11 protein-coding genes are annotated in these 11,156 nt (G+C 33.4%); 2 read left to right on the plus strand and 9 right to left on the minus strand.

The window, feature by feature from the left end; translation table 11 throughout:
• Positions 1 to 189: 189 nt before the first annotated feature.
• The 4 genes from IRZ78_RS10605 to IRZ78_RS10620 form a co-directional block, all read right to left on the minus strand.
• Positions 190 to 2,499, minus strand: coding sequence for a type IA DNA topoisomerase (locus IRZ78_RS10605; protein ID WP_194616507.1), 2,310 nt, complete (start codon positions 2,497 to 2,499; stop codon positions 190 to 192).
• A 296-nt stretch (positions 2,500 to 2,795) separates the two neighbouring features.
• Positions 2,796 to 3,872: an acyltransferase gene (locus IRZ78_RS10610; protein ID WP_194616508.1), complete on the minus strand. Its 1,077-nt coding sequence runs from the start codon at positions 3,870 to 3,872 to the stop codon at positions 2,796 to 2,798.
• Between the two features lie 54 nt (positions 3,873 to 3,926).
• Complete coding sequence (locus IRZ78_RS10615) at positions 3,927 to 4,409, minus strand: hypothetical protein (RefSeq protein ID WP_194616509.1); 483 nt, start codon at positions 4,407 to 4,409, stop codon at positions 3,927 to 3,929.
• A 172-nt stretch (positions 4,410 to 4,581) separates the two neighbouring features.
• Positions 4,582 to 5,010: a copper resistance protein NlpE N-terminal domain-containing protein gene (locus tag IRZ78_RS10620; protein ID WP_194616510.1), complete on the minus strand. Its 429-nt coding sequence runs from the start codon at positions 5,008 to 5,010 to the stop codon at positions 4,582 to 4,584.
• Between the two features lie 382 nt (positions 5,011 to 5,392).
• Between IRZ78_RS10620 and IRZ78_RS10625 the strand changes: the two genes are divergently transcribed.
• On the plus strand, positions 5,393 to 5,566 hold the full coding sequence (locus tag IRZ78_RS10625) for a hypothetical protein (RefSeq protein ID WP_194616511.1): 174 nt from the start codon (positions 5,393 to 5,395) through the stop codon (positions 5,564 to 5,566).
• Between the two features lie 56 nt (positions 5,567 to 5,622).
• On the opposite strand, the gene IRZ78_RS10630 is transcribed toward IRZ78_RS10625, so the two are convergent.
• The 4 genes from IRZ78_RS10630 to IRZ78_RS10645 form a co-directional block, all read right to left on the minus strand.
• Complete coding sequence (locus IRZ78_RS10630) at positions 5,623 to 6,024, minus strand: hypothetical protein (RefSeq protein WP_194616512.1); 402 nt, start codon at positions 6,022 to 6,024, stop codon at positions 5,623 to 5,625.
• 311 nt (positions 6,025 to 6,335) lie between these two features.
• Positions 6,336 to 6,920 carry a hypothetical protein gene (locus IRZ78_RS10635; RefSeq protein ID WP_194616513.1) on the minus strand — a complete coding sequence of 195 codons (585 nt, stop codon included), beginning with the start codon at positions 6,918 to 6,920 and terminating at the stop codon, positions 6,336 to 6,338.
• Between the two features lie 523 nt (positions 6,921 to 7,443).
• Complete coding sequence (locus IRZ78_RS10640) at positions 7,444 to 7,914, minus strand: hypothetical protein (protein ID WP_194616514.1); 471 nt, start codon at positions 7,912 to 7,914, stop codon at positions 7,444 to 7,446.
• Between the two features lie 2 nt (positions 7,915 to 7,916).
• Positions 7,917 to 9,311: a hypothetical protein gene (locus tag IRZ78_RS10645; RefSeq protein ID WP_194616515.1), complete on the minus strand. Its 1,395-nt coding sequence runs from the start codon at positions 9,309 to 9,311 to the stop codon at positions 7,917 to 7,919.
• Positions 9,312 to 9,832: 521 nt separating this feature from the next.
• Here IRZ78_RS10645 and prfA point away from each other — a divergent pair.
• Positions 9,833 to 10,909, plus strand: coding sequence for a peptide chain release factor 1 (gene prfA, locus IRZ78_RS10650; protein ID WP_065449322.1), 1,077 nt, complete (start codon positions 9,833 to 9,835; stop codon positions 10,907 to 10,909).
• A gap of 42 nt (positions 10,910 to 10,951) precedes the next feature.
• On the opposite strand, the gene IRZ78_RS26145 is transcribed toward prfA, so the two are convergent.
• On the minus strand, positions 10,952 to 11,156 hold a 205-nt coding region (locus IRZ78_RS26145; protein WP_228520433.1), incomplete at its 5' end, for a hypothetical protein.

Consider the following 11,156-nt stretch of genomic DNA (forward strand, 5'->3'; position numbering starts at 1 on the left):
TAAAGGATTAAAATGATTTTTTTTTCACGCAGATTTAAAAAGATTTAAGCAGATTTAATTTTGATCTCAATCAAAATTAAATCTGCCTTAATTTGCACAATCTGCGTGAAAAATAATTCATGAAGATTCGTGAAATTCGTGGTGAAAAAAAATCATTTTAATCCTTTAATCTGTGGCAAGAAATCTATTTTAGACGCTTTCTTGCAAAATAGAATAAACCAATTCTTTTGTGGGTTTTTGATCTTTTAATTTGGCCCTTACATCATCAAAAGTCACTTTAAAATCGCACCCCAATTTATAATCGCCACAACCATAAGCAGTTTTTCCTTTCATGATGGTTCCTTTTTTGCACTTAGGGCAGGTTAAAGCATCAGAATCAGCTGTTGCTGCTGGTTTTGCTTTGGGAGCTGTTTTTTTGACTTCTAATTTTAGTTTGTAATTTTCTTCAAAACGAATCAAACCTTCTACGGTTCCTTCTTCGGTTTTAAAGCCTTTTATGTTTACAGTCGATCCTTTTTGAACCAATCTTAAATACTGATTTTCGGATATTTTTTTCTCTGCAAAAACATTAGGCAATAGAAAGTCACAACCTGCCTTATAATTTCCACATCCGTAAGCCGATTTCCCTTTTATTAAAGTAGCTTTCTGGCATTTCGGACAGGTTTCTGCCAGGATTCCTGCGGCTTTCTTTTTCTCTACTTTTACCACTTCTTTCTGAGTGGCGGTTGCATGCGAGATATTGGCGTGTCGAGTTTCGCTTCTTACTTCGGTAACCAAAGCCTCGACCATTCGCTTCATGTTTTTGATGAATGCTCCGGCGGTAAAAGTACCTTTTTCGATATCTTTCAATTGTTTCTCCCAGGAACCCGTAAGCTCAGCCGATTTGATCAATTCATTCTGAATCGTATCAATTAGTTGAATTCCCGTAGGAGTTGGTAAAACCTGTTTTTTGTTTCGAACAATGTACTGACGTTTGAATAGCGTTTCGATAATATTCGCTCGCGTAGAGGGACGACCAATACCGTTTTCTTTCATCAATTCTCGTAAATCTTCATCATCGACTTGCTTCCCTGCGGTTTCCATAGCACGAAGTAAAGTTGCCTCTGTAAACTGATTGGGTGGCTTGGTTTCTTTTTCTAAAAACGATGGTTCGTGCGGACCTTTTTCGCCCACAACAAAATTGGGTAATAAATCAGCTTCTTTTTCTTTGGCGTTCGGATCTTCAAAAACAACACGGAAACCTTTTTTTAAGATCACTTTTCCAGTAGTTTTAAACATTACCTCGGCTGCTTTTCCTATTACTGTGGTATTGGCCACCAGACAATCATCATAAAATACAGCAATAAAACGTCTTGTAATAATGTCGTAAACTTGCTGCTGATTGAATTGTAAATTGCTTTCTATTCCCGTTGGAATAATCGCGTGGTGATCTGTAACTTTTTTATCGTTGAAAACCTTAGGCGATTTTTTTATTTTCTTGCCTAAAAGAGGTTGCGTTAATTCGGCATATTTGGATAATTTTTGCAGAATTCCCGGTACTTTAGGATAAATATCATTAGGTAAAAAGGTGGTATCAACTCTTGGATAGGTCACTACTTTTTGCTCGTACAATGTTTGTACAATTTTAAGTGTTTCATCTGCCGAAAATCCAAATTTGGTATTGCAATACACCTGTAAACCTGTTAAATCGAATAGTTTTGGAGCATATTCGTTTCCGTTCTTTTTATCCACAGAAACAATTTCGAACTCGCTTTCTTTGACTTTATTGGCGAGAAGTTCCCCATCTTCTTTTTTCAGGAAACGGCCTTCTTCATAACTAAAAAGGGTTTCTCTGTATAACGTCTGTAATTCCCAATAGGGTTGAGGTTTAAAGTTTTCGATTTCTTTCCAGCGATCAACAACCATTGCCAATGTTGGCGTTTGCACGCGGCCAATAGACAATACTTGTTTGTAACCGCCATGTTTTACGGTGTATAAACGTGTAGCATTCATACCCAATAACCAGTCGCCAATCGCTCTTGAAAATCCGGCGTAGAATAAATTATCGTAGTTTTCAGAAGGTTTTAAGTTCTCGAATCCCTCTTTTATCGCTTCGGTTGTTAAGGACGAAATCCATAAACGCTGTACTTCGCCTTTGTAATTGGCTTCGTTCATTACCCAACGCTGAATCAATTCTCCTTCCTGCCCGGCATCCCCGCAGTTGATGACCACTTCGGCTTTGTCGAACAGGCTCTTTACAATTCTAAATTGCTTTTCGATACCTGAATTCTGAACTACTTTGGTTTCGAATTTCTCCGGAAGCATGGGTAGGTTGTTCAAATCCCAGCTTTTCCAGTGCGGTTTATAATCGTTGGGTTCTTTTAAGGTACATAAATGTCCAAAAGTGTAGGTCACGGCATAACCGTTTCCTTCAAAATATCCATCGTGTTTGGTATTGGCTCCCAAAACGGATGCGATTTCTCGTGCTACACTTGGTTTTTCAGCAATACATACCTTCATTTTTCTCCTTCTTATTTATAAGGCGAAATTAGCGATTTTTTATAAGAAAGGAGCAAAGGTTATTAGGAACAAAGGGACAAAGGTTGTTTTTATTTAATCGCGCAGTCCCGATAGCTATCGGGAGCAAAGGTGCAAAGTTTTTGTTTCACGCAGATTATGCAGATTAAGGCAGATTTAATTTTGATTATAAATCTGCGATCATCAGCTTAAATCTTTTTTAATCTGCGTGAAACAAAAAAATCATTTTAATCAGTGGCCTTAAATAAAAAACTTTGCGACTCTGCGCCTTTGTGCGATTATTTTTTCCTTCTTTCCGTCAAATATTTTCGAATAGGAGTATCATAAAAATTCATCGTTAAATAGGCGATTCCCACAAGAAGAATTGTGCCGATAATAACAACAAAAGTCAGTTGAGTTGTATCTGGTTTATACTTAGTATAATAATTTGCAAATATCCACATGGCGGCGTAATGTGTCATGTACAACGGATAAGATATTTGGCCAAAGAATAGACATGTTTTCTTGAATCCCGGTGCCAAAGTTGCTCCGGCTCCCAATACGATCAATAACGGGAAATAAAATAAAACCACCATAGGTTCTGTAAGCCAATTGAAATCTGAAAAAGGAAATACGAAGGCCAAAAGCAGTAATACTGATAAAGCAATAAAGCCCAGTTTTGATTTAATGATCCAATTGGAGCGGTAAATGAGCATTCCTGCTAAAAACGAAAATGAAATACGACCAAGGCCATCCCAAAAGGTTTCTCCGCTCCATCCGCCCATTAAGGAACCTCCCGCACGTTGACTGACCAGACAAATTCCTGCCGCAGCCAAAATGGTTAATACAAATAGAGAACGTCGGCTTAGTTTATAAAGGAAAAGCGCATAAAAAATATTGGCCACATATTCCCAAAATAATGACCACCCTGGCGCATTTAAACCAAACAGGTTAAAATAACGATCAGCCATTATGGGTAAAGGAATCAGAAAAACGGATGCCAGAATTATCAAAATGATTTTACCGGTTTGGTAAGCTTCAGGATGACCGCCAAAAGGATCAAAAAGAAAAGCCAACAAACCCAATACAGAACCAAAGAGAACTAAAGGATGTAATCTGATTAATCTTAATTTGAAAAAGTCGGTAAGTTTCATTTTGCCAATGCGGTCATGATAGGCGTAGGCAATAACAAATCCGGAAAGGCAAAAGAAAAAGTCAACGGCTAAAAATCCATGCGCAATAAAATTTTCGCTGGGCGGATGAACGATTTCCATAAAATGAAAAATAACAATGGCCACAGCGGCTATTCCTCTTAATCCGTCGAGGATTTCAAAATGTTGTTTTGGTTTTAGGGTTTCGGTTTGGGGTTGTATCATGGTTTTATTTAATACTGCAGAACAATTATAAGAAACTCAATTTAATTGAATATTTTATTCCTGATCTATTTTAAAAATTCTTGAATAATTCCCAAATTCAGTTCCTTTAAGGCGCTCTTCGATTACTTTTTTGGCTATATCAAAGTCAACAACCATACATCCAACTTCCATAGTTCCGCTGCCAATACTTCCGCCATCGGTATGTCCAAGTCCTGTCCAGCCTAAAACTTCATCCATTTTTTGTTCAAGTATATGTCGTTTTGCAAGATCTTGTTCGGTTCCAAAACCATCAATGCTATATTCGATTTCTAAAAAAGAGACTTTATCCTGGTCAAACTCTGTATAGCCTTCTTTTAGTTTCTGGTCAATTTCTTTTTGAACATTTTTTCTGAAACTCGAAAATAATCCGCCTTTGACTTCTTTATTTTCTCCTTGCTCTCCAACGACTCCCCAATGTACAATGGCAGTTTTTTCGTCTTTATCCCAAGTTTCCCAGTACCAAAGCTGATTGTCTTTTTGTTTGTAGAGTTTAAGCATATTTGAGTTTTTTAAATTGTTTTTGGTTCTATAATAGAGATTTGCAATCTGTTTACACAAAGATTGATTTTTTCCGGTTATAAAAAAAGCCGCAAATAGTGTCTAACTTTTTGGGGCATGTTCAAAATTTCTTGTGGCTTTATTTTATTGTGATGATAACAAATTGAAATGTTTACTCTTTAAAAACATCAATTCTTTCCATCCAGGCAATTCCTGATTCTAAAAACTGAAGTTTTGTCTTCACGATTTTGTCGCTTTTATCTCTTGGGTTTTTGGTTATGAATCTTGCTGTTGAATTATTAAAATCTAAAGTGTATTTCTCGTCAAAATCTTCTTTTTTGTTAGAAGAAAAAGTAATCATATTGTCTTTTGCGCTCCATTTTCCTTTTCCGAATTTATTGACTTCCGGTGGAGTTCCGCCCTGCATTTTCGAATACGAATGAAATTCAAATGTTCCATCCTGATTTAAGGTCAATTTATATTCTATGATATGTTTTCCTTTTTCATCAAGTGAACGCGTATAATCGCCAGCGAAATTGTTCGATTGTGCGAATAGGGTTAGGTTGAAAATTAAAAGTAAGGTGGTTAGTATTAGTTTCATTGGTTTGAAAATGGATTAGAACTTCTTTATCAAAAGTAACTGTTTTGAATTTAAAATCTTTACGTGAAGTTGTAAATCTATTCATGTATATCGGTTGAATGCAACCGATTGTATGCCATTACCTAAAAATAATCTATTATTTGTAGTTTCGTTTCGATGAAAATCGAGATAATAAATAAATATTCAATTAAAATCCAATCATGGAAACACAACATACAAAACAAGTCAAGGAGTTTTTAGAGTCGATGAATAGAATCAATAAATTCGACAAACTAAATCAGAGAATAGCAGTGATAATTCGTTTAGTGTACCGCTAAAGGTTTCCGGTTATAACGAGCTTAATTTAATAGTTTTAGATCTTCTTAAAGCGAGTATTGTTTTAATGAATAAGGAAGCTCGAAGTTTGGCTATTTTTGAATCAGATACAGATATTAATGTAGTGACTTTGCTTGAAATTGCCTTGCAGCTTTTACCTGATCAGGAAATGGAGTTATTGGATGATTTGCATAAGATTTGCTTGGCTTCTGATACACAAAATAAGGTTTTCTATTTCTAATCGATATTATGTATTAAAAATGACCAATAAAAATATAGCGGGGAATCTAGGTCTTTTTAAATTTCCCAATATCTACATTTTTTAGGAATTAATTCTAAAAACTTATTTCGATTATCTATAAATAAACCTTTCCATCCTTCAATAATTCTATTTTCTATTAGCTGATCAGAATAGTTACTATAAAGCTCTTTATTGTCAAAATCGATATATAAACTCGGAAGATAATTATTAAAAGAGGCTTTAGCTAAATTACCACCCTCAGTTTTATATGCTTTGTTTATATTTTCAAATTCAATCTTTAAGTATTCTATTTCCTGTAAATAAGTATTTTTTAAAATATTATGCTCCCAATCATCTAAAAGCCACCAGGAATTTTCCCCATAATAAATAGATAATTTATTATCTATTTTGATAACTACGAATATTCCACCCTGAAATTTATTAAAATAAGAGTTCATCTATTTTAGATTTTTTGTACTTCCATAATATAATCCGATAATGCGAATTTGCAAACCGTCCTTACAAATATTGGTTTGTTCTGTTTGTAAATATAAAATAAAAGCGACATATTTTTTGTCGCTTTTGTTTTGATTATAAGTATTGTTGCTGCGGCTAACGCGATCGTCTCGATCCTGACTTGTTTTTTTGTTTTGTCCTAGAAAAAACTACATTATTTAAACATAATCTTGGAATAGATTTATATTTATTTTTATTTGGCTTGTGTTCACGAGCGGGACGCTTGCGCTAGCGGGGATTGAGTACCTTAAATTTAATAATAAATATAATCGGCTATAACTCGAACGACAATCCATTTTTCATTTTCTTTTTTCATAATTACAACTTGTGGCTGATTACTACCAAAAAAAGATGCTATATTGAAATAAAACATAACGTATTTTTTATCCATATAATACATCGGCTCAGATATCATTACAACATCTTCTATCTTACTGTTTATATATTTATCATGAAATGCAGAGCCAAATAAACCTTCTTTACTTTCTAATATGAAGTCATCTTTAGGAAAGTTTTCTTTTTTCCAATATCTTTTTATTGTATCATATGCGTATTCTTTATACATTTTTTTCCAATGTTTCTCTACAAATAAACCGTCTCTATAATCTAAAGGGACATTTGGCTCTCCAACATGATCAGGTCCTTCTGATCCATTAAAAATTCTTAAAGCCTGTTTGTTTGAAGGTTTATCAGCTTGTAGAATGAACTTCTTGTCCTGAAATATTTTTTGAGTTTCTAAAAATATATTGATTGGCTCGTAACTTTCCACATATTGTGCACTGGCACATGATAATATGAAAAAAGAAATTATTATAAATATTGTTCTTAATTGCTTCATAATTGTTTACTTTTTACAAGGTGTTCCTATTGGAGAATAAATACCATATACATCTCCTTTTTTTTCTGTAATTATTCTACCCAAATTCTTTCTCTGTCTTTATAATTCTTGTGATTCGGATCGTTCGGATAAGTCGTGTTAAATATTTTTGTTTTATCCAAGCCTCCCCACGCCATGTCAAAATACACTTGATTTGGAAAACCTGAAGTGACTGGTTGTCCTGTATGAAATTCTTGAATAGTAGATGCTATTGAATTGACATATTTTTTAGCAATTAATTCATGATGTTCATCAGGAGTCGGAGACTTTTATCAGATTTAGAGTTTCTAAGAGCATAAAAAAAAACGCAAAGTCAGAGACATTTGCGTAGCTTTTTATGAGGAATATTTCGTGGAGCGGGGTATTTATTTTTTCTCATTTAGTATCCTCTTTTCTGGGGCATTCCCTTTGGTTATAATTTTTACTCCGCCAACATGTTGCAGATTATCGCTAACGGGAGCCGGCATAATATAAAATTTGTCAATTAAAAATCTGAATATTCCCAATCAACTTCATATTTAATTATTTTATTAGATTTTATTTTTTCAAAAATATATATTTTAAAAAAGGAGTTGTAGCCTTTGGGTGGATAGAGAAGTTTAACTTTGTTTTTACTTTCTACTTCTTTTTTCTTATTTTTATAAAATACAATTGCATCATTCTCTAATTCACTAGGGTTTTCTAAGCTAATTTTTTTTAGAATATCAACAGAACAAGTATCTACAATATTGTTTTTTATATCAAACTTAAATCGCTCTTTTTTAATTTGAAAATAAGTAACTTGTTTGTCTTGTATTTTACTATTATCATTGTTGCCGGAATCAAACATTACATATTTTATTGGTTTTAAATATTTTTCTCCTCCCTTATAAAAAGAAAAATAATCAGTTGGTTTTGTCTGTGCATTAATCGAATTAATTAGTACAAGCATCAAAAGGTAAATATATTTTTTCATAATTAGTAACAATTAGATGGTCCATTATAAAAATTATCATTAATTAAATTATTTATTTTATTTTTTTCTTCGAGTGATAAATTGTCCCACGCTATTGTAGTAATATTACTATCTAATTTTCCTAAGCCAACCCAAGATACTGCTTCATATGTAGATTTTGGAAGTCTATTATTGTCAAATTGTTGAATAACATCTGCGATAATGCCTTTGTAATGATTCGCCATCATTTCGTGATTCCATGTTGGTTTATATCTCTTAAAGTAGTAATCATATAACCCTGGGAAATTATCTTTCATTGAATTAATATAATTTACTTGTTGCTGAGCAGTCATATTACTTCCGTCAGGCGTTAACGTTCCAATTTGAGCGGCCGATAACATTTTACGATATATTTCAGCATGAATTATCTCATGTGCAAATACAGTCGCTTTACCTAAATCTGATAAGCTATTTAATGCAGTATTACTTATTTGAATTTCTGTTATAAAATTAACAGGTAATTGAGTTTGTCCATACACATTCGTGGATAAATTATTATTAATTGTCAATTTTAGATGACTTACTGTGAAATCTCCATCAAACTTTTTAATCGCATTTTCAAAACCAGAACTAGAACTTCTGAGACTTTCATAAATACATTTTGCTTTTCCTGTAAGTTGGTTTATAATTTCTACCACCGTTGGCGCTGTAATTCCTCCCCCTCCTGCATCCCATGAATAGTAATCAACACCTCCATAATCATTAAATCCCCCACCAAAAATATCATTACCAAATATACTAGAATATCCAAACATATCTAAAGCTTGTACAGTTTTTCGATAATTGTTTTGTATAACAACTCCATCTGATGATGATGGAGTTTTACGAGTTAATGTTGGTATTTTGCCATTGTCAATATTAGTTTTTAAAGTGCTGGTATTTTCAAAAAGCTGACTTACAATAATTCCGTTCTTGGCTCTAAAACCACTAATAAAATTACCATCTAAAGAATAAGAAAATAACTCACCGGAAAAACTTTCCTTAGAAGAATTTTCATCAGGATACATAATAAAAACGACACTTTTAACGTCATTATCAATTTTTAACATCAAAATCCTTTTATTTTCAAGATCATTATTTGTTGTAAAAGGAATTACAGTTAACAGCTGGTCAGTACCTTTTATTTTTTCTTGTGCAATTTTATTGAATTCAAGATTTTCGAATTCGTTGTTGGTTGATTTTGCCGAAGAATTACTTCTTGAATGCATCAGGAAATTTTTTGCTTCATCAATACTTACCGTTTCAATCTTGTTTTGCAACTGATCTGGTAAATTTTCATCATTTTGGCAATTAAACATTAATAACGCAATAAATAATAGCATTATTACTTTTATATGGCTTTTGGTTTTTATTTTCATAATCTTTGGTTTTTTATTAATTAAATTCAAATATATAAGAAGAAATTTGTAAGAAAAATATTTTATTAAAAAAAATAAACTTACATAATTAATAAGCTTATTTTTTCATATTCGCAATTTTAAATTTCCACATTTAATTATATACTTGCTGATTTAAATGTTATGCTTTACAGATTCAATTAAAGATTACAAATGTTCTGATGAAGAGTGAATGTCGAAAAATGATTAAATATTTTGCAAAAATAATTTCTTTGAAACAAAAAACTTTACGGAAATCCATAAACACCTAAATAAACCCGAAAACCCCTAGCCCTGATAGAAGTGAAAATCCTTTTGTGACCGTCCCGATAGCTATCGGGATGAACAAAAGATTGTAACGAATAGTCAGTCCCGATAGTTATCGGGATCCTAAAAACGATCCTAATTCCACCAAAAATTAGTCTCAAAAAACACAACAAATCAATAATAGAATTTTAAACAAAAATTTCGTAAATTTGCACTCCAATAAAAGGAATTAGAAAATGTTAGATAGACTTCAAATAGTAAAACAACGTTTTGATGAGATTTCGGACTTAATTATCCAGCCGGATGTTATTTCTGATCAGAAACGTTATGTGCAATTGAATCAGGAGTACAAAAACCTGAAAGCATTGGCTGAAAAGCGTGATGAATATGTACTTGTGATGGCTAATATAGATGAGGCAAACGAAATTATTGCTGATGGAAGTGATGCAGATATGGTTGAAATGGCCAAAATGCAACTAGATGAAGCAAAAGAAAGATTGCCTGAACTTGAGGAAGAAATCAAGTTTATGTTGATCCCTAAGGATCCTGAAGATGCTAAAAACGTTATGGTCGAGATTCGTGCAGGTACGGGTGGAGATGAAGCGAGTATTTTTGCAGGAGATTTATTTAGAATGTATACTAAATATTGTGAGAACCAAGGTTGGAGAACTTCGGTAGTAGATATGAACGAAGGAACTTCGGGTGGTTTCAAAGAGGTTATTTTTGAAGTATCTGGAGAGGATGTTTACGGAACTTTAAAGTTTGAAGCTGGTGTGCACCGTGTACAACGTGTTCCTCAGACAGAAACGCAAGGGCGTGTGCATACATCTGCAGCGACGGTAATGGTTTTACCGGAAGCGGAGGAGTTTGATGTACAAATTGATATGAACGATGTTCGTGTGGATTTCTTCTGTTCATCTGGACCTGGAGGACAATCTGTAAATACAACGAAATCTGCGGTACGTTTAACGCACATTCCTACGGGATTGGTGGCGCAATGTCAGGATCAGAAATCACAGCATAAAAACAAAGATAAAGCCTTGAATGTTTTACGTTCTCGTTTATACGAACAGGAATTGGCGAAGAAAGAGGCTGAAGATGCTACAAAACGTACATCTCAGGTAAGTTCTGGTGACCGTTCGGCTAAGATTCGTACTTATAACTACGCTCAGGGTCGTGTAACAGATCACAGAGTTGGTTTGACTTTATACGATTTAGGAAATATCATGAATGGTGACATTCAGAAAATTGTTGCCGAGCTTCAATTGGTAAACAATATGGAGAAATTGAAAGAGGCTTCGGAGGTTTTCTAAGTTTTAGGGACAAAGGTTCAGAGAGGCAAAGGTTTTGCCAATCTATAAATATAAAAAATCCTGTTTCACAATTAGTGAAACAGGATTTTTTTTTGACCATAATGATAAAATATGCCCAGTGGTTTTAACCACTGGGCCGCAATTTATGTTGTCCAATAAATTATCATATCTATTTTTCTGTATTTCATTTCCCAAGGTTAAAACCTCGGGCTGTAGTTGAAATATCTTAAATACAAAAAGCCCCTGT

Origin of the sequence: Flavobacterium sp. CSZ (assembly GCF_015350725.1) — a bacterium.
Lineage (GTDB): Bacteria > Bacteroidota > Bacteroidia > Flavobacteriales > Flavobacteriaceae > Flavobacterium.

Bases quoted from the DNA above. Each gene is read 5' to 3' on its own strand.
- IRZ78_RS10605 (WP_194616507.1), bottom strand. From the start codon at position 2,499: ATGAAGGTATGTATTGCTGAAAAACCAAGTGTAGCACGAGAAATCGCA.
- IRZ78_RS10610 (WP_194616508.1), bottom strand. From the start codon at position 3,872: ATGATACAACCCCAAACCGAAACCCTAAAACCAAAACAACATTTTGAA.
- IRZ78_RS10615 (WP_194616509.1), bottom strand. From the start codon at position 4,409: ATGCTTAAACTCTACAAACAAAAAGACAATCAGCTTTGGTACTGGGAA.
- IRZ78_RS10620 (WP_194616510.1), bottom strand. From the start codon at position 5,010: ATGAAACTAATACTAACCACCTTACTTTTAATTTTCAACCTAACCCTA.
- IRZ78_RS10625 (WP_194616511.1), top strand. From the start codon at position 5,393: ATGAATAAGGAAGCTCGAAGTTTGGCTATTTTTGAATCAGATACAGAT.
- IRZ78_RS10630 (WP_194616512.1), bottom strand. From the start codon at position 6,024: ATGAACTCTTATTTTAATAAATTTCAGGGTGGAATATTCGTAGTTATC.
- IRZ78_RS10635 (WP_194616513.1), bottom strand. From the start codon at position 6,920: ATGAAGCAATTAAGAACAATATTTATAATAATTTCTTTTTTCATATTA.
- IRZ78_RS10640 (WP_194616514.1), bottom strand. From the start codon at position 7,914: ATGAAAAAATATATTTACCTTTTGATGCTTGTACTAATTAATTCGATT.
- IRZ78_RS10645 (WP_194616515.1), bottom strand. From the start codon at position 9,311: ATGAAAATAAAAACCAAAAGCCATATAAAAGTAATAATGCTATTATTT.
- prfA (WP_065449322.1), top strand. From the start codon at position 9,833: ATGTTAGATAGACTTCAAATAGTAAAACAACGTTTTGATGAGATTTCG.